This is a genomic window from Streptomyces sp. NBC_01622 (assembly GCF_045209635.1).
Lineage (GTDB): Bacteria > Actinomycetota > Actinomycetes > Streptomycetales > Streptomycetaceae > Streptomyces.
The window spans coordinates 3,683,720-3,702,370 of the sequence record NZ_CP109293.1; the positions used below are offsets into that span (position 1 = coordinate 3,683,720).

At 68.4% G+C, this 18,651-nt stretch carries 15 protein-coding genes, 1 pseudogene and 1 riboswitch; of the genes and pseudogenes, 5 read left to right on the plus strand and 11 right to left on the minus strand.

What is annotated here, in order from left to right; all coding sequences use genetic code 11:
• The first annotated feature begins 117 nt into the window (after positions 1-117).
• Positions 118-1,356, plus strand: a complete 1,239-nt coding sequence (locus tag OH768_RS16355; protein WP_406454274.1) for an alpha/beta hydrolase — start codon at positions 118-120, stop codon at positions 1,354-1,356.
• On the opposite strand, the gene OH768_RS16360 is transcribed toward OH768_RS16355, so the two are convergent.
• From OH768_RS16360 to OH768_RS16410, 11 genes and pseudogenes are all read right to left on the minus strand, one after another.
• Positions 1,265-1,921: a trimeric intracellular cation channel family protein gene (locus OH768_RS16360; RefSeq protein ID WP_406454276.1), complete on the minus strand. Its 657-nt coding sequence runs from the start codon at positions 1,919-1,921 to the stop codon at positions 1,265-1,267. The genes OH768_RS16355 and OH768_RS16360 overlap by 92 nt on opposite strands.
• Before the next feature lie 23 nt (positions 1,922-1,944).
• The gene (locus OH768_RS16365; protein ID WP_406465296.1) at positions 1,945-3,168 is read right to left on the minus strand and encodes a M1 family metallopeptidase; all 1,224 of its coding nucleotides are present in this window, start codon (positions 3,166-3,168) and stop codon (positions 1,945-1,947) included.
• 348 nt (positions 3,169-3,516) lie between these two features.
• On the minus strand, positions 3,517-4,782 hold the full coding sequence (locus OH768_RS16370) for an ABC transporter ATP-binding protein (protein ID WP_406454278.1): 1,266 nt from the start codon (positions 4,780-4,782) through the stop codon (positions 3,517-3,519).
• Positions 4,779-5,876 (minus strand): ABC transporter ATP-binding protein, encoded by a 1,098-nt coding sequence (locus tag OH768_RS16375; protein WP_406454280.1) that lies wholly within the window; start codon positions 5,874-5,876, stop codon positions 4,779-4,781. The genes OH768_RS16370 and OH768_RS16375 overlap by 4 nt, the downstream gene beginning before the upstream one ends.
• On the minus strand, positions 5,873-6,871 hold the full coding sequence (locus tag OH768_RS16380; protein WP_406454282.1) for an ABC transporter permease: 999 nt from the start codon (positions 6,869-6,871) through the stop codon (positions 5,873-5,875). The genes OH768_RS16375 and OH768_RS16380 overlap by 4 nt, the downstream gene beginning before the upstream one ends.
• A gap of 110 nt (positions 6,872-6,981) precedes the next feature.
• Positions 6,982-8,775, minus strand: coding sequence for an ABC transporter substrate-binding protein (locus tag OH768_RS16385; protein ID WP_406454284.1), 1,794 nt, complete (start codon positions 8,773-8,775; stop codon positions 6,982-6,984).
• Positions 8,776-8,844: 69 nt separating this feature from the next.
• Positions 8,845-9,852, minus strand: a complete 1,008-nt coding sequence (locus OH768_RS16390) for an ABC transporter permease (protein ID WP_406454286.1) — start codon at positions 9,850-9,852, stop codon at positions 8,845-8,847.
• A gap of 382 nt (positions 9,853-10,234) precedes the next feature.
• Positions 10,235-10,342 (minus strand): annotated as a pseudogene (locus OH768_RS16395) (enhanced serine sensitivity protein SseB); the annotation flags it as partial.
• Between the two features lie 928 nt (positions 10,343-11,270).
• Positions 11,271-12,062, minus strand: coding sequence for an enhanced serine sensitivity protein SseB C-terminal domain-containing protein (locus OH768_RS16400; RefSeq protein ID WP_406454288.1), 792 nt, complete (start codon positions 12,060-12,062; stop codon positions 11,271-11,273).
• A gap of 176 nt (positions 12,063-12,238) precedes the next feature.
• Entirely contained in the window at positions 12,239-13,024 is a 786-nt protein-coding gene (locus OH768_RS16405; RefSeq protein ID WP_406454290.1) for an enhanced serine sensitivity protein SseB, read from the minus strand.
• Between the two features lie 64 nt (positions 13,025-13,088).
• Positions 13,089-13,778, minus strand: a complete 690-nt coding sequence (locus tag OH768_RS16410; protein ID WP_406465298.1) for an AAA family ATPase — start codon at positions 13,776-13,778, stop codon at positions 13,089-13,091.
• A gap of 148 nt (positions 13,779-13,926) precedes the next feature.
• Positions 13,927-14,033: riboswitch (glycine riboswitch) on the plus strand.
• Positions 14,034-14,186: 153 nt separating this feature from the next.
• Here OH768_RS16410 and gcvT point away from each other — a divergent pair.
• The 4 genes from gcvT to OH768_RS16430 all read left to right on the plus strand — a co-directional run bounded on the left by gcvT (position 14,187) and on the right by OH768_RS16430 (position 18,600).
• Positions 14,187-15,329 carry a glycine cleavage system aminomethyltransferase GcvT gene (gcvT, locus tag OH768_RS16415; protein ID WP_406454292.1) on the plus strand — a complete coding sequence of 381 codons (1,143 nt, stop codon included), beginning with the start codon at positions 14,187-14,189 and terminating at the stop codon, positions 15,327-15,329.
• Positions 15,330-15,439: 110 nt separating this feature from the next.
• Positions 15,440-15,820, plus strand: a complete 381-nt coding sequence (gcvH, locus tag OH768_RS16420; protein ID WP_406454294.1) for a glycine cleavage system protein GcvH — start codon at positions 15,440-15,442, stop codon at positions 15,818-15,820.
• Between the two features lie 14 nt (positions 15,821-15,834).
• A complete protein-coding gene (gene glyA / locus OH768_RS16425; protein WP_406454296.1) occupies positions 15,835-17,094 on the plus strand; it encodes a serine hydroxymethyltransferase in 1,260 nt (419 codons plus the stop codon).
• A gap of 138 nt (positions 17,095-17,232) precedes the next feature.
• Positions 17,233-18,600 carry an L-serine ammonia-lyase gene (locus tag OH768_RS16430; protein WP_406454298.1) on the plus strand — a complete coding sequence of 456 codons (1,368 nt, stop codon included), beginning with the start codon at positions 17,233-17,235 and terminating at the stop codon, positions 18,598-18,600.
• The last annotated feature ends 51 nt before the right edge of the window (positions 18,601-18,651 follow it).

Sequence of the window (18,651 nt, forward strand, 5' to 3'; positions counted from 1 at the left end):
GCTTTGTTGTTGCGGGCATATGAAAACACCGGCCACTCGGGTGAGCCCCCGGCAATTTCTTGGTAAGTGTCCGCACTCGTCCGTGACCCGCGGCCCGTGATCCCCCTCTTTGGGGACATGAGCCTCACCGGGACTCCGTTCCTCTACACCGCCGTCGTGCTGACGATCGTCGCCCTCATACTGCCGCTCGTGCTGTGGTCGCGGTTGCGCGGCCCCAAGGCCGTACGCGTGGCGGCACGGGCCCTGATGCTGCTGTTCGCGCAGGCCACGGCCGTCACCCTGGTCTTCGTCATGGTCAACAACGAGAACAACCTCTACGACAACTGGGCCGACCTCCTCGGTACCGGCAACCACGTCCAGCAGGCCGCCGACCTCGGTAAGAACGGCACCGGCAACATCTCGCTGAACCGGCTGCCCAAGGTCAAGCAGGACTTCTCCCCCGCCGAGGGGCCCGGCATGCGCGCGGCCGGCGGCGTGGAGGTCACCCAGCTCAAGGGCCAGGTGTCCGGCGTCAACGCCGAGGTCTACGTCTGGCTGCCGCCGCAGTACAAGGAGCCCGCCTACCGCCACCACAAGTTCCCGGTGGTGGAGCTGCTGCCCGGCTATCCCGGCTCGGCGAAGGCCTGGTTCGGGTCGCTGCACGCGACCGAGCAACTGCTGCCGCTGATGAAGAGCGGGCGGGTCGCGCCGTTCATCCTGGTCGCGCCGCGCACCAACCTGCTGGCCGGCGTCGACACCGGCTGCGCCAACATCACCGGCACGGTCAACGCCGACACCTGGCTGAGCGTCGACGTACCGAAGATGGTGATGGACAACTTCCGCGCCCAGCCCGCCCCTTCGGGCTGGGCGGTGGCCGGGTACTCGGCCGGGGCGCACTGCGCGGTCAAGCTCGCGGTGGCCCACCCGGACCGCTACCGGGCCGCCGTCGGCATGTCCGGCTACAACGATCCGATCGCGGAACGCAATTCACTCGCCGCGGCGAGCCCGGCCCTGCGCGCCGCCAACAACCCGTACCTGCTGCTGAAGGCGAAGAAGACCCCGCCGCCGATCGCGCTGTACATCTCCGGCGAGTCCGGCGACGGCTACGAGGCGGGCACCGCCCTGGCCTCGGTCGCGGAGGCGCCGACGACCGTGCACGCGGTGTTCCTGCCGCGCAGCGACGGCGGTCACACGATGGCGCTGTGGCGACCGCAGGTGAAGACGGTGTTCCGCTGGCTGACGCTGGAGATGGGCAAGAACCGTCCGCACGCGAAGACCGGGAGCACTACTCCTCACGGACGGTCGAACGCCGGTTCCACGCACGCGGAGCTCGCCAGTGGAACCGCATCGCGAGCAGGCGCAACACGAAAGCGGTGACGATCGCGAGCCCACTGGTGAGCGGGGTCAGCGCGTCGTAGTGGATGCAGAGCACGGAGATGGTGGCGCCGACGATCGCCGGGACCGCGTACAGGTCGCGGTCCCAGCGGAGCAGGGACGGGGTCTCGTTGGCGAGGACGTCCCGCAGCACACCGCCGCCGACGGCGGTGGCGAGACCGAGGGCGGCGGAGGAGGTGAGGCTGAGCCCGTAGTCGTACGCCTTCACCGTGCCCGAGACGCAGAACAGGCCGAGGCCGGCCGCGTCGAAGACGTTGACGCCGGCCTGGATGCGCTCCACGTGCGGATGGAGGAAGAAGACCAGGAGCGCGGCGAAGAGCGGGGTGATGAAGTACCCCAGGTCTGTGAAGGCGGCCGGGGGCACCGCCCCGATTATGAGGTCCCGGAACAGCCCTCCGCCCAGCGCGGTGACCTCGGCGAGCACGGCGATGCCGAACACGTCGAAGTTCTTGCGGACGGCCAGCAGCGCGCCGGAGATGGCGAACACGAAGATGCCGACGAGGTCGAGCGTGTGCTGGACGGAGGGGCTGAACAGTTGCTGAAGCACCCCACATTGTTACCCGTGGGTCGTTACAGGGTGGGCTTGCCTGTCGTGTAGAGCCAGGTCTGGAACAGGTCGTCCAGCTGCTGGCCGCTGATCTTCTCGGCGAGCTTGATGAACTCCTCGGTGCTCGCGTTGGCGTAGCGGTGCAGCTTCGTCCAGGTCGGCAGCAGCTTGAAGAACGCGGTGTCGCCGATGCGTTCGCGCAGCATCTGGAGGGTCATCGCGCCGCGCTGGTAGACGGCGGAGGCGAACATCGTGTCGCGCTGCGGGTCCGCCACGACGGTCTGCCAGAAGGCGCTGTCGGCGGGGCGGGAGTTGTAACCGGCCAGGAACGAGTCGTGCGCGGTGCGGGTGCCCTGGTGCTCGGCCCACAGCCACTGGGCGTAGGTCGCGAAGCCCTCGTTGAGCCAGATGTCCTTCCAGTGCGCGACCGACACGGAGTCGCCGAACCACTGGTGGGCCAGCTCGTGCACGATCGTCGTCTCGCTGCGCACGGCCGAGTAGGCGGGCTTGCTCTGCACCTCCAGCGAGAACCCCGCCTCCGTCATGTCGTCGACGATCGCGCCGGTCTCCTCGAAGGGGTACGGACCGAAGACCTGCGACCAGTAGTCGCTGGCGGCGGCCGTCACGGCGTACACGTCGACGCTGTTGCTGTTGGCGAGAACCGGGTCGATGGCGACATAGATCGGGGTGCCGCCGGGGGTCGTCCCCGTCTTCACGTCGAACTTCCCGATGGTGGCGGTGGCGAGATAGGTCGCCATCGGCTTGCTCTCCCGCCAGTGGGTGTACGTCGAGTCGCCCTTGTCGTACGTCGAGACGAGACGGCCGTTGGAGACTCCGGTGAGGCCCTTGGGGGCCTTGATGCGGATGTCGTAGGTGGCCTTGTCCGACGGGTGGTCGCTGGAGGGGAACCAGGTCGAGGCGGCGTTGGGTTCGCAGGCGACGAAGACTCCGTCGGTCGTCTTCATCCAGCCGTAGTCGGAGCCGAACACGATGGGACCGTTGAGGGCTTCGGGCACACCGCCGTAGGTGACGCTGACTGTGAAGTCCTTGCCCTTGCGGAGGAAGTCCCGTGGCGTGATGCGCAGTTCGTCGCCGGTGCGGGTGAACTGGGCCCGTCTGCCGTTCACTTCGACCTTGGTGACCTCCAACTTCTGCAGGTCCAGGTCGAAGGAGGAGAGGTTCTGGGTGGCGCGGGCGGTAAGGGTCGTACGGCCGTCGAGGCGGTCGGTGTCGGGGTTGTAGGCCACGTCGAGGGCGTAGTGCCGGGCGTCGAAGCCGCCGTTGCCGAGTTGCGGGAAGTAGCTGTCGCCGATGCCGTCGGCGCCCGGGGTGGGGGCGGAGGAGGCGGCTATGACAAGAAAAGAGGCCGCCGCGGTCGCGAGGGCCCCTAAACGTGCCGAACGGGAGAGTGCCATGAGTCGTCCCTTCGGGTGCGTTTCCGATCAGTCGGACACGCTCGACTCTGCAGCGGCTCCATATTTCATGTACATGACTTTACCAACTTGCCATGCGTCACAGGGTAGTTGACCGCGACATGCGAACGCCCCCGGCGACCTGAACCGGTCGCCAGGGGCGTTCGCGCGGCCTGATGCCGCTTACTTCTCTTCGCCGGCCGAAGCTTCCGGCTCGGTGGATTCCGCGGATTCGGAAACAGGCTCGGCGGCCTCTTCCGAAAGCGTGGCCGCCACCGCAGCAGACGTCTCCGCCGACTCCTGGAGCGCCGTCTCGCCGAGCAGCTTCTCGGCCTCCTTCGCGACCGTCAGCAGGACCGTGTCCTGCGGTGCCTGGTCCGCGAAGTTCTCCGGGTGGTGGCAGGCGACCTGCTGGCCGGGCTGCAGCTGAAGGAGCGGCGGCTCGGTCGTCGTGCAGATCTGCGTCGCCTTCCAGCACCGGGTGTGGAAACGGCAGCCGCTCGGCGGCGAGATCGGCGAGGGCACATCGCCCTGGAGCAGGATGCGGTCGCTCTTCGCGTTCTTCCGCCGCGGGTCCGGAATCGGCACCGCCGACATCAGCGCCTTGGTGTACGGGTGCATCGGCGCCTTGTACAGCAGCTCGCGGTCGGCCAGCTCGACGATCTTGCCGAGGTACATGACCGCGATCCGGTCCGAAACGTGCCGGACCACCGAGAGGTCGTGCGCGATGATCACGTACGTCAGGCCGAGCTCCTGCTGAAGGTCGTCCAGCAGGTTCACCACCTGCGCCTGGATCGACACGTCGAGCGCGGACACCGGCTCGTCAGCCACGACCAGCTTCGGGTTCAGCGCGAGCGCTCGGGCGATGCCGATGCGCTGGCGCTGACCGCCGGAGAACTCGTGCGGATAGCGGTTGTAGTGCTCGGGGTTGAGCCCGACCACCTCCAGCAGCCGCTGCACTTCCTTCTTGACCCCGCCCTCGGGCTCGACGCCCTGGAGCTTGAAGGGAGCGCCGACGATCGTGCCGATGGTGTGGCGCGGGTTCAGCGACGAGTACGGGTCCTGGAAGATCATCTGCATGTCGCGGCGCAGCGGACGCATGCCGCTCACCCCGAGGTGCGTGATGTCCTTGCCCTGGAACTCGACCTTGCCGCCGGTCGGCTCCAGGAGCCGGGTGATCAGCCGGCCCATCGTCGACTTGCCGCAGCCCGACTCGCCGACGACGCCCAGCGTCTCGCCGGACCTGACCTCGAAGTCCAGGCCGTCGACCGCGTGCACGGCGCCGACCTGCCGCTGCAGCAGGCCCTTCTTGATCGGGAAGTGCTTCTGCAGCCCGGTCACCTTCAGCAGGACCTCGCCGGGGGCCGGGTCCTTGGTGAGGGTCCCGCCCTGCTTCTGCCGCTCGTCGGGCTGCGCGGGAATCGTCACCGCTTTCTCGTCGTCACTCACAGCTTCGGCGCAATCTCTTCGGTCCAGATACGCTCCCGCTGTTCCTTGCCCAGGTGGCAGGCGGCCCAGTGCCGGGTGCCGACCTCGGCCAGCTCGGGGCGGACGGTGCGGGTGACGTTGTCCTTCGGGACGTCCGCGTACGGGCAGCGCGGGTTGAAGGCGCAGCCGGACGGGATGTTGATCAGCGAGGGCGGAGAACCCTTGACCGGGATCAGACGGTCCTGCTGCTCACGGTCGAGCCGCGGCATCGAGCCGAGCAGGCCCCAGGTGTAGGGGTGCCGGGGCTGGTAGAACACGTCCTCGGCCGGTCCCCGCTCGACGCAGCGGCCGCCGTACATCACCAGGATGTCGTCGGCCAGTTCGGCGACGACGCCCAGGTCGTGGGTGATGACGATGACCGCGGAGCCGAACTCCTTCTGCAGGTCCCGGATGAGGTCGAGGATCTGCGCCTGGACGGTCACGTCCAGGGCGGTCGTCGGCTCGTCCGCGATCAGCAGCTCGGGGTTGTTGACCAGCGACATCGCGATCATCGCGCGCTGGCGCATACCGCCGGAGAACTCGTGCGGGTAGCTGTCCACCCGCTTGTCCGGCTGCGGGATGCCCACCCGGTCGAGCATCTCGACCGCGCGGCGCTTGGCGGTCTTCTTGTCGACGTCGTGGTGGATCCGGTACGCCTCCACGATCTGCGCGCCGATCGTGTAGTACGGGTGCAGCGCGGAGAGCGGGTCCTGGAAGATCATCGACATCTGCCGGCCGCGCAGCTTGCGCACGTGGTCGGGGTCGGCGGACAGCAGCTCGGTGCCGTCCAGCCAGATCTCGCCGGAGATCTGTGCCTTGCGCTTGCCGTACTGGCCGGCGGTGTGCAGGCCCATGATGCCGAGCGAGGTCACCGACTTGCCGGAGCCGGACTCGCCCACGATGCCGAGGGTCTTGCCCTTCTCCAGCGAGAAGCTGAGACCGTCTACGGACTTGACCAGGCCGTCGTCGGTGGGGAAGTGCACTTTCAGGTCGCGCACTTCCAGGAAGGCCGTCGGAGCGGGCGACGCGCTCGTGGGCTCGCCCAAGGCCGATCCGGTCTTGCTCAGTTCCGTCATGAGAGCCTCACTCGGGGGTCGATCACGGCGTACAGGATGTCCACCACGAGGTTGGCAAGCAGCACCGCGAGAGAAGTGATCAGGGTGACGCCCAGAATAATGGGCAGGTCCTGGTTCTTGATGGCGGTGAGCACCGCCTGACCGAGGCCGGGCAGGCTGAACGTCGTCTCGGTCAGGATGGCGCCACCGATGAGAGCACCGAGGTCCATACCGAGCATGGTCAGGATGGGCGTCATCGTGGAGCGCATGGCGTGCTTGCCGATGACGACCTGTTCCTTGAGGCCCTTCGCGCGTGCCGTGCGGATGTAGTCCTCACCGAGGATCTCCAGCATGGTGGCGCGGGTGATGCGGGCGTACATGGCGGCGTAGAGGAAGGCGAGCGTGATCCAGGGCAGGATCATGCCGCCGAGCCAGCCGGAGAAGCTCTGGTCCAGGGGCACGTACTGCCCGTTGATCCAGTTCAACCCGTAACTGAAGATCGCCAGCGAGAGCAGGCCCGTGAAGTAGATGGGAAGGGACACACCGCCGAGCGCGACGACCATGGCCGTACGGTCCCAGACGGTGCCCCGCTTGAGCGCGGAGAGCACACCCGCCGCGACACCGAAGACCAGCCACAGCACGGCGGCACCGAGCGCGAGACCCAGGGTCACCGGGAAGCGGTCGGTGAGCACCGGCCATACGGACTGCTCGCTGCGGAAGGAGTAGCCGAAGCACGGCGCGGCACAGTGGGTGACGTCACCGCCGGCCGAGTAGGTGCGGCCGACGAAGATGCCCTTGAAGAAGTGCCAGACCTGGATGAAGATCGGGTCGCTCAGACCCAGCTTCTCCCGCACCGCCGCTACGGCATGAGGGTCGGCCTGCTTGCCCACGAAACTCGTGGCGATGTCCACGCCCGCCCACTTGGGGACGAGGAAGAAGATGCTGAAGACCACCAGGATGATGACGACCAGCATCACTGCGGCGGCGAACAGCCGCCTGATGAGGTAAGCGAGCACAGCTAACGGCCCGCTGCGGGACCGGGGCCACCGGAGGTCTTCCGGTGGCCCACGGTCCCGCCGCGCCGGCCTTCACCTGCCTTTCGTGCCGTACGGCGGGTGTGCCGGGATTACTTCGTGGACTTCAGACCGATGTTGACGAAGTCGTAGTAGCCGCTGTACGCGTTCGTCGTGTAGACGTTGGCGATACGCGAGGAGCGCCAGTTCAGGAGTCGCTCGAAGGTGAAGGGCAGGTAGTACGCGCCCTCGCTGACCTTGTGGTTGATCTCCGTGGCGAGCTGGGTCTTCTTCGCGTCGTCCAGCGTGGTGTTGTACTGGTCGAACAGCCCGTCGATCGTCTTGTCCTTGATCAGAGCGAAGTTGTTGTTACCGCTCTGCAGGATGTAGTTGCTGCTCCACAGCGGGATGCCGTAGCCCTGGACGGTCGGGAAGTCCGGGCCCCAGCCCATGATGATGATGCCGAGCTTCTTCTTCGCGACGTTCGAGGGCGAGCCGATGATGCCGGAGCTCTGCGAACCGTCGTACTGGTAGATGTCGGCCTGGATGCCGATCTTCTTCAGCGACTCCTGCAGGGACGTGGCCGTGGCCACCTCCTGCTGCTTGTTGTTGCGGACGGCGATGGTGGTCTTGAAGCCGTTCGGCTGGCCGCAGGCCTTCAGCGCCTTCTTGGCGAGGTCGTCGTTGCCGTTCTTGTTGGCACCGGCGATCCCGTACGGGTCGTACTTCTGGCCCTCGCCACCGGCGATCGACGGCGGGAGCATGTTGGTGCCGATGTCACCACCGGCGACCGGGCCACCGCGCGCGGTCTGCAGCGACACGTGGTCGGCCGCGTAGATGACGGCCTTGCGGCACTCGATGTTGTCGAACGGCTTGACGCTCTGCGGGAAGACCGCGTACCGGATGAAGCCGGAGACCGGGTTGTCCAGGTTGGCCTTGTGCTCCTTCAGGGCGATGGTGCGGCCCTGCGGACCCAGGCCCGTCTGGCCGGCGTCGATGTCGTAGTCGCCGTTGATCAGACGCTGGTCCATGTCGGACTGGTTCGAGGAGATGGTCAGCGAGATCTTGTCCGGGTACGCCTTGCGCACCGGGTCGGACGACGCCTTCCAGTTGGTGTTGCGGACCAGCACCAGCTTCTTGCCGGGGCTGTACGACTGGAACTTGTACGGGCCGGAGGAGAACGGGTGCAGCGTGTACTTCGCCTTGGTGTCCTTGTCCTGGCGGACCGGGGACGCCGTCACCATCGCGAGGACTTCCTTGAAGTCCGAGTTCGGCGTCGGCAGGTGGAAGACGATCGTCTTGGCGTCGGGCGTGGAGATCGCCTTCAGGCCGAGCTTGTCCGCCGAGGTGTCCTTGTAGGGACCCTTGTAGGTGCCCTTGGGGTCGAGCATCTGCTGGAGGTAGATCGGACCGCCGGACAGCACGTCCTGCGCCCAGACGCGCTCGATGCCGTACTTGATGTCCTGCGAGGTTATGGCCTTGCCGTCCTCCCAGGTGCCCCCGTCACGCAGGTGGAAGGTGTACGTCTTGCCGTCGGCCGAGACCTGCCCCGTGTCGGTGGCCAGGTCGGGCGTGAGCTCGGCGCCCGCAGCGCCCGGCTCGGTCTTGTAGGTGAGCAGCTGACGGCTGTAGTACCGCGAGAAGTCCCACATGAAGCCGTAGTAACCGCGCGTGGTGTCCCAGAAGTCGGCGTCCTGGGCGGAGACGAACTTCAGTTCGCCGCCCTTCTTGACCAGCGAGGCCTGGGCGACCTTGTTGTTCGCCGCATCGAAGCCGGCGGCGCCGGTCTTCGAACCGCCGCCGTCGCTGTTGCCGCCGCCGCACGCTGCCAAGGCCAGCATGCCGGCGACCGCGGCAGCAGCGGCAAACGCCTGCTTACGCCGCCCTGAGGTGCGTTGGGTAGTCACGATCTCGGATCCTCCGGATTTGATGAGAGACCCCGTGTAGATGGCACGGGACGCTTGGGGCAATGCGGTTCAGCGGGAAGCCTTCGGGTCCAGCGCGTCCCGCACGCCGTCGCCGAAGAGATTGAAGGCCAGAACGGTGATGAAGATCGCCACGCCCGGAATGACCATGTACATGGGGTCCGAGTCGTAGTAGTCGATCGCGGTGGAGAGCATCTGTCCCCAGGAGGACGTGGGCGGCTTGACGCCCACGCCCAGGAAGCTGAGCGCCGCCTCGGTGAGGATGTTGGTGGGGATCATCATCGTCGTGTACACGATGATCGGCGCGACCAGGTTGGGCAGCAGTTCCTTGAACAGGATGTAGAAGCGTCCGGCACCCAGCGAGCGGGCGGCCTCGACGTACTCGCGCTCACGCATCGAAAGGGTCTGTCCGCGCACCACGCGTCCGATGTACGGCCAGCCGAAGAAGCCGATCACCAGGATCATCACGAAGACCCGCACGCTGGAACCGCTCAGGCCCAGCATCTCGTTCGGCATCACGGAGACCAGCGCGATGATAAAGAGCAGCTGCGGGAAGGCCAGCAGACCGTCCATGACACGGCTGATCACCGAGTCGACCCAGCCGCCGAAGAAACCGGCCAGGATGCCGAGGACGGTGCCGAGCACGACGGCGACGATCGCGGACAGGAAGCCGACGAGGAGCGAGATCCTGGAGCCGTAGAGGATCCGCGCGAAGATGTCGCGGCCGTTGACGGGCTCGACGCCCAGCAGGTGGTCGCCGCTGATGCCGCCCAGCGACCCCTTGGGGGTGCCGAACAGCGGGTCGATCAGGCTCTCGTGGAAGGTGTCCGGATCCTGGCCGATCAGGCTGGCGATCATCGGGGCGAAAACCGCGACCAGAATGAGGACAAGCACGACGATGCCGCCCGTGAGGGCGAGTTTGTCGCGCTTGAGGCGCTCCCAGGCGATCCGGCCCAGGGAACGTCCCTGCACGGCCTTGTCGCCGACGGTCGCAGCCGCCGCTTCTTCGGCCGCGCTCGGGGCCGCTTCCGCGGTCGGCTCGTGCAATGGTGCCGTCATCTGGCAGGGACCCCTCTCAACCGGCGGTAGCCGGCCCACACTTGCCGCTGTGGCGGCCATGATCAGTCCGTCGTACATCGGGGCGAACGGCCCCTGGTGCGGGAGTCTTCAACGCTTTGGTGATCTGCTGCCAGACTTGACGGTGAATGGATGCGTAAACGTGATGCGGGCTGGAGGGTTCCGTTATACGGACAACGGGTAACGCCCCCCGAACGCCTGGCAGTTGGGACAGAACACCGATTCGGCGCCATTTTGGGGCACTGAACCGCGATCTACGCGCGAAGAAATGTGTCATCGACGTAAATCCTGCGGAGAAGCGGGGAAGAGGACTCGCCGGGTCAGTATCCACCACGGACGGGTGAGCAGCGGTACCCGCCCGCCCGGGGCGGGCGTCCGCCCGCAGCCACAGCGCCACGACGGACCGCCGCATCATCGCGCGCACCGAGTCCACGGCGGGCCGACAGGTGTCGTACACAGCCGGGCCGGCTGCGGTCCGGCGCGGGTCGAGTCAGGAGGTGCCGAGGTCGAACCACGGCGTGATCGACACCGGCGACATCCTTCGACCGCGGACCGCCCAACAGGGAACCAAAGCCCCGCGAGGTCTTCGCGGAGCCACAGGCCGAGCACGGCAGCGTCCTCGTCGTCGGCCGGACGGCATCGACCGGGGCCCCGCCGTCGGCGGTCGCACGTGACCTGGGATGCCACATGGCCCACCTGCCGGGATTGACGATGCGGCGGATCGCCGAGCTACAGATCCGGCATCAGGACCGGAGCCCGCATCCTCCTCGGCGACGGCACCGCCGTCCCGTCCGCCCATGCGCCGCGACAGCACCTTCCACCAACCACGAACCCCGACCACCCCTTGACCAAATCCATAGGGGCACCACCCCAAGGACGAAGCCCAAATGATGTGATGTACATCACGCCGCGAGGCCACGATGTCCAGTTCACGACAAGAAGCCCGCCTTCCTCCCGACCCACAGGACGGACGGTGGAATTTGAGCGTCACTTGAGGGTGGGCGCGGGAAGAATTCGGATCCGCTTGCCACCTTTTGCCGGGCGACAGAAATCATGGCGCGACATTCGGCTCGAAGAGCCCGATGTCCTGTCCGGGCGGGGAAATCACCTACACGGTCAAGAAGGCGGGCAAGCCGTACTACTCGGCGCTCGGCGCCCGCGTCGGCGCGTACAACAGCAGTTCGGCCAGGGCTGCGTTGAACTACACCCTGGCCTTCAGCACAGCGCGCCAGACCTCCCACACCTTCTCGGTAGGCGTGAGCCTAGTCCTGCACTCCGACTCCGAAGTAAGAAATTCGCGACGGTCCGAGCGCACGCGCGAAAACCCGATTGGGCCCGCTCGGTTTCAAAGAGCGGGCCCAATCGTTTTCACGGTCACGACAGGCGCGTCCGCCGATGAATCAGTACCGCGGAGGCGGATAGCCGTATCCACCCGGCGTCGATACCTGCGCCGGCGCCGCGTGGGCCTCGCGGTCGTAGAACGGGCGGGCGTTCGCCCGCAGCCACAGGGCCACCGGGTCGTAGTCGTCGGACATCGCCACGGTCGACACCGGCAGCCCGTCCGGGACCGCGCCGATGGACTGCTGCATCATCGCGCGCACCGAGTCCACGGCGGGCGGACTGGTGTCGTACACATCCAGACCGATCGCGAGATACGGCGCCCCGAGCGCGGGCTGCACCCAGGCGCGGCGGAGGGTGCGGACCGCCGGGGTACGGTGGGCGTTCTGCGTGAGCAGGCCGTAGAACTGCGGGACCTCGACCGCCGGCTCCGTCAGGCGCAGGGGCCCTGCGGGCTGGCGCTCCAGGCCGGTGGCGATCCGGCGCAGGTCCAGCCAGGGGATGCCGACGCCGCCGCCGGGGGCGTGCGGGTTGAGCCAGAGGCCGAAGTGGTCGGGGTAGAGGGTCCGGGCCACGTCCAGGCCGTCGACCACCTCGTAGGAGCGGTTCCAGCCGCTGGCCGACAGTTCCTGGGCGGAGGTGACGCAGGGGGCGTAGCCGTAGCCCTCGACGTGCATGTTTCCGTACTGGGCGTCCGGGGAGCCGGACTGGCCGTGCCACAGGAGCATCCAGATCTGGCCGGAGCGGGGGGTCGCGAGGGCGCGCAGGAGCGCCTCGTAGGCGTCGTAGCGCCCGGGCGTCACCTGGCGCAGCATGTGCTCGACCTGGCCGGTCGCGGTGCCGCTGGCGCTCACGTGTACCGCCCCTTCTGGTGGTTGGCCTGCGTTGGGGTCCAGCTTAAGCGCCCCATGGGTGGGGGACTGGTGTGCGTTGGCGAGTGCGGGTGCGTCGTGGCTTGTCGCGCCCCGCGGCGGAGCCGCACATCGACACAGCCCCGCGCCCCTGGGGTAGTTGCCCCGGGCGGAGATTGCTAGTGACCCTGTGTATAGAAGGGGCGCACCGTCTGGCGCATCCACTCCGCTACCGGGTCCTGCGTGACGTCCAGGAGGACCAGGTTTACCGGCCATTTGACCTCGGTCCTGGTCAGGGCGCGGGACAGGGCGTCCATGGGGGCCGCCCTCAAGTCGCCGTCCCAGTTGGTCAGTTCGACGCCTACGAACATCACCGGGTCGGCGGTCTCGATCGCGGCCAGGCAGCGGCGGGCCGTGCCGACCACGCCGATGGTGGCGAACTCGGCGGAGGCCGCGGCGAGGAAGTCGACCGGGTCGTCCTGCCAGTCGGGTTCGAAGAGGCGGACCCGGCCGCCGCTGGTGGGGCCGTCGAGGGCGGTACGGCCGATGCGGCACAGCTCGGCCACGGCGGCGGGCGGGAGGGGGACACCGACCACGCCGTCCGGGTTCACCGCGATGCCCACCTGTGGGGGCAGTCCGCGGGCGAACTCCACCGCGGGCGCGATCGTGAACGACAGATGCGAGCCGACGACCTGGCGGAACTGCTCCTCGGAGCTGAAGACCGGGACGAAGGCCTGCCCGTCGATGTCCAGCGTGGGCAGGTCCAGGGGTCCGCTGTGCGGGCCGCCGCCGCTGGGCAGCGGGACCCAGACGAAGCTTCGGGACAGCACCTCGATGATCCGGCCGCCGGCCGAGGGCAGGCCGAGGGAGACCGAGAGCACCTCCTCCAGCTCGTTGCCGGGCCATCCGCCGTGCGGATGCGGGTGGGGGTACGCCTGACCGGGGAAGTCCGCCGGGAAGTCCATCTACCTACCGCCTGCTGGTGAAACCGCCTGCTGTAAACGTGCTGTGACGGAAAAGGCTAGCGGCTCAGTCCGCGAAGTCGATCCGGCGCAGCACGTCCGCCGCGTCCCGGTCCAGGAGGACCGCCGAGCCCACGCCGTGCGGCAGGTCGCCGCGCTCCACGGCGCGCAACAGCCGGGCGGCGGCCCGGCGGTGGCGCAGGAACGCGTACCGCGAGACTCCACGGCCGCGCTCGCGCTGGCCGTCGAGCGCGGTGTCCGGGCTGACGTCGAGGAACACCAGGTGCAGGGTGCCGCCGCGGCGTTGGGCGGCGCGGGCCAGCCAGCCGCGCACCCAGGTCTGGGTGCCGCAGTCGTGCACGACTGCTCCGGACGCGGAGCGCAGGGTGCGGTGCAGTCCGGCGTAGTGGGCGAGGCGGACCAGGGGGCGGTACACCGCGTACGGGAGCAGACCTGACATGCGGGACATCCGGGCGTCCCAGCGGTCCCGGGCGTCCTGGCTGTCGACGCGGACGCCGTCACCGGTCACCGCGCGCCGCATCAGCGTGGACTTGCCGCTGCCGGGCAGGCCGGTGACCACGACCAGGTCGCGGGGGCCGAAGCGGAGTCCGTGCGGGCTGCGGCCGACGCGCTCGCGGAGGTCGCGGACGACCGGTGCCGGGCGGGCCGGGCATGCCTCCCTGGCCGGGGCCGAGGGCTGCTCGGGCAGCGCTACGGCCGAGGTCGTGGCGTACACCGTGGTCCTTGTCACCGTGATCGTCCTCCCTGCGGGGTCAGGAAAGGTTCTCCCCAACGAACGTAAAGAGAAGGTAATGCACGGTGTCTCGCGGTTCCGTTCGCTTCCGGCCACAGGCCTGTTACAAAGCCTGTGCGATGATGTGCGCGCCAACTGCATACCGGCCGCTTGAATCCGCGCGGGAGAGTCCCCAGTCGTCTGCCCTACGACGTCCGGGGCGCCGAAGGAGCAAGTCCCTCCCTTGAATCTCTCAGGCCCAGTTACCGCGCGGGCGAGGCACATCTGAAAAGCGGACCGCCGTCGCCGGTGGTCCCACCCAAGGTGCAACCCATGTCCCGTGCGTGTCCCGCGCGGTCATGGCGAACCTCTCAGGTTCCGATGACAGATGGGGAGGAACGACCTCGCCGTCATGCCTTGGGAGACCGACCGATGAGCAGTACCGCCACCCCTGAGAAGCGCCGCACCGCGCTCGACGCGCTGCACCGCTCGCTCGGTGCGACGATGACCGACTTCGCCGGCTGGGACATGCCGCTGCGCTACGGCTCCGAGCGCGACGAGCACCTCGCCGTCCGCACGAAGGCCGGCCTCTTCGACCTCTCCCACATGGGCGAGATCACCGTCACCGGACCGCAGGCGGCCGCACTCCTCAACTACGCGCTCGTCGGCAACATCGCCTCCGTGGGCGTCGGCCGGGCCCGCTACACCATGATCTGCCGGGCCGACGGCGGCATCCTCGACGACCTGATCGTCTACCGGCTGGCTGAGACCGAGGCTGCGTTTTCTCAATACATGGTCGTCGCCAACGCGTCCAACGCCCAGATTGTCCTGGACTCGCTGGTGGAGCGGGCCGAGGACTTCGACGCGGTGGTCCGCGACGACCGGGACGCGTACGCGCTGCTCGCCGTCCAGGGCCCCGAGTCCCCCGGCATCCTCAAGTCGCTGACGGACGCCGACCTCGACGGCCTGAAGTACTACGCCGGTCTGCCCGGCACGGTCGCGGGCGTCCCCGCGCTGATCGCGCGCACCGGCTACACCGGCGAGGACGGCTTCGAGCTGTTCGTCTCCCCCGGTGACGCGGAGAAGCTGTGGGAGGCGCTGACCGAGGCCGGGGCGCCGGCCGGGCTGATCCCCTGCGGCCTGTCCTGCCGGGACACGCTGCGCCTGGAGGCGGGCATGCCGCTGTACGGCCACGAGCTGTCGACCTCCCTCACCCCGTTCGACGCCGGGCTCGGCCGGGTCGTGAAGTTCGAGAAGGACGGCGACTTCGTCGGGCGTACGGCCCTGGAGGCCGCCGCCGAGCGCGCCGCCGCGCAGCCGCCGCGCGTCCTGGTCGGCCTCGTCGCCGAGGGCCGCCGGGTCCCGCGCGCCGGGTACTCCGTCGTCGCCGACGGCCGGGTGATCGGCGAGATCACCTCCGGCGCCCCCTCCCCCACGCTGGGCAAGCCCATCGCCATGGCGTACGTCGACGCCGCGCACTCCGCGCCGGGCACGGCCGGTGTCGGTGTGGACATCCGGGGCAGTCACGAGCCGTACGAGGTCGTGGCGCTGCCGTTCTACAAGCGCCAGAAGTGACAGTCGTCGTAGCGTCGAGTCCGTGACCGGGGCGGATCACCCCTGTTCGACGATCCCCTCCGCATTCCCCCCTTCACCAGCACTCCCCCGCGTACAGGAGAATTCACGCCATGAGCAACCACCCCGAGAATCTGCGGTACAGCAAGGAACACGAGTGGCTGACGGCCGCCGTCGACGGTGTCTCGACCGTCGGCATCACCGAGTTCGCGGCCAACGCGCTCGGCGATGTCGTCTACGTCCAGCTCCCCGAGGTCGGCACCGCGGTGACCGCGGGCGAGTCCTGCGGCGAGTTGGAGTCGACCAAGTCGGTGTCGGATCTGTACGCGCCGGTCAGCGGTGAGGTCGTGGAGATCAACTCGGCCGTCGTGGACGAGCCCGCGCTGGTCAACTCCGAGCCGTTCGACGGCGGTTGGCTGTTCAAGGTGCGGATCACCGACGAGCCGGGCGACCTGCTCTCCGCCGACGAGTACACCGCCTTCACCGCCGGCTGAGGAGTCGTAGATCCATGTCCGTCCTGAACACGCCCCTGCACGAGCTCGACCCGGACATCGCCGCCGCGGTCGACGCCGAGCTGCGCCGTCAGCAGTCCACGCTGGAGATGATCGCCTCGGAGAACTTCGCTCCGGTCGCGGTCATGGAGGCACAGGGCTCCGTCCTCACCAACAAGTACGCCGAGGGGTACCCGGGCCGTCGCTACTACGGCGGCTGCGAGTACGTCGACGTGGCCGAGCAGATCGCGATCGACCGGGTCAAGGAGCTGTTCGGCGCCGAGTACGCCAATGTGCAGCCGCACTCGGGCGCCTCCGCCAACCAGGCCGCGCTGTTCGCGCTGGCCCAGCCCGGCGACACCATCCTCGGCCTCGACCTGGCGCACGGCGGCCACCTCACCCACGGGATGCGGCTGAACTTCTCCGGCAAGCAGTTCAATGTGGTCGCCTACCACGTGGACGCGGGGACCGGTCTGGTCGACATGGCCGAGCTGGAGAAGCTCGCCAAGGAGCACCGTCCGAAGGTCATCATCGCGGGCTGGTCGGCGTACCCGCGGCAGCTGGACTTCGCCGAGTTCCGCCGGATCGCGGACGAGGTCGAGGCGTATCTGTGGGTCGACATGGCGCACTTCGCGGGCCTGGTGGCGGCCGGCCTCCACCCGAACCCCGTCCCCTACGCGGACGTCGTCACGTCCACCACCCACAAGACGCTGGGCGGCCCGCGCGGCGGCATCATCCTCGCGAAGCAGTCCTTCGCGAAGAAGCTCAACTCCTCCGTCTTCCCCGGCTTCCAGGGCGGTCCGCTGGAGCATGTGATCGCCGCCAAGGCGGTCTCCTTCAAGGTCGCGGCGGGCGAGGACTTCAAGGAGCGCCAGCGGCGTACCGTGGACGGGGCGCGGCTGCTGGCCGAGCGCCTCGTCCGGGACGACGTGAAGGCCGTAGGGGTCGACGTCCTGTCGGGCGGCACGGACGTGCACCTCGTCCTGGTCGACCTGCGCAACTCCGAACTCGACGGTCAGCAGGCCGAGGACCGGCTCCACGAGGTCGGCATCACGGTCAACCGCAACGCCGTCCCGAACGACCCGCGGCCCCCGATGGTCACCTCCGGCCTGCGCATCGGCACGCCGGCGCTGGCGACCCGCGGCTTCACGGCCGAGGACTTCGCCGAGGTCGCGGACGTCATCGCGGAGACGCTGAAGCCGTCGTACGACGTGGCGGGTCTGAAGGCCCGTGTCACGGCGCTGGCGGAGAAGTACCCGCTGTATCCCGGGCTGTAGTCGGCCCCGGGGGCACCGCGCACACTGGGAGGTGTGCGCGGTGCCCCGCCCACCCGTCGCCCACCACACCCTGTTCGAAGCGCTTCGCGCCCTTGAATCCTGCACCACCCCGCACGTCTTGCGTTCTGAGGAGTCACCGTGGCCATCTCGGTCTTCGACCTGTTCTCGATCGGCATCGGCCCGTCCAGCTCCCACACGGTCGGCCCGATGCGGGCGGCCCGCATGTTCGCGCGCCGGCTGCGCAACGAGGAGCTGCTCGACTCCGTCGCCTCCGTCCGCACCGAGCTGTACGGCTCGCTCGGCGCGACCGGGCACGGGCACGGCACCCCCAAGGCGGTGCTGCTCGGCCTGGAGGGCGAGTCGCCGCGCACGGTGGATGTGGAGGGCGCCGATGAACGGGTCGAGCAGATCAGGACGGCCGGACGCATCCGCCTCCTCGGCGAGCACGAGATCCCGTTCTCCTACGACAACGACCTGAAGCTGCACCGCCGTAAAGCACTGCCGTACCACGCGAACGGCATGACGCTGTGGGCGTACGACGCGACGGGCACCGAGCTGCTGTCCAGGACGTACTACTCGGTGGGCGGCGGCTTCGTCGTCGACGAGGAGGCGGTCGGCGCCGACCGGATCAAGCTGGACGACACGGTCCTCAAGTACCCGTTCCGCACCGGCGACGAGCTGCTGCGCCTCACGCAGGAGACCGGTCTGTCGATCTCCGCGCTGATGCTGGAGAACGAGCGCGCCTGGCGCACGGAGGAGGAGATCCGGGCCGGGCTGCTGGAGATCTGGGGCGTGATGGGCGCGTGCGTGTCGCGGGGCATGTCGCGGGAGGGCATCCTGCCCGGCGGCCTGAGGGTCCGCCGCAGGGCCGCCATGTCGGCACGCCAACTCCGGGCGGAGGGCGACCCGTTGGCGCACGCGATGGAGTGGATCACGCTCTACGCGATGGCGGTGAACGAGGAGAACGCGGCGGGGGGCCGGGTGGTCACGGCCCCGACGAACGGGGCGGCCGGCATCATCCCGGCGGTCCTCCACTACTACGTCAACTTCGTGCCGGGCGCCGACGAGGACGGGGTCGTCCGCTTCATGCTCGCGGCCGGCGCCATCGGCATGCTCTTCAAGGAGAACGCCTCCATCTCCGGCGCGGAGGTCGGCTGCCAGGGCGAGGTCGGCTCGGCGTGTTCGATGGCGGCGGGCGCGCTGGCCGAGGTACTCGGCGGTTCTCCCGAACAGGTCGAGAACGCGGCCGAGATCGGCATGGAACACAACCTCGGCCTCACCTGCGACCCCGTCGGCGGCCTCGTCCAGATCCCCTGCATCGAACGCAACGGCATGGCCGCGGTGAAGGCGGTGACCGCCGCGCGGATGGCGATGCGGGGGGACGGGTCCCACAAGGTGTCCCTCGACAAGGTCATCAAGACGATGAAGGAGACGGGGGCGGACATGAGCGTCAAATACAAGGAGACGGCTCGGGGTGGACTTGCGGTGAACATCATCGAGTGCTGAGGAAGTAGGCCGTGAGCAGGGGTCTACCGGCGGGCAGACGCACCGGAGACC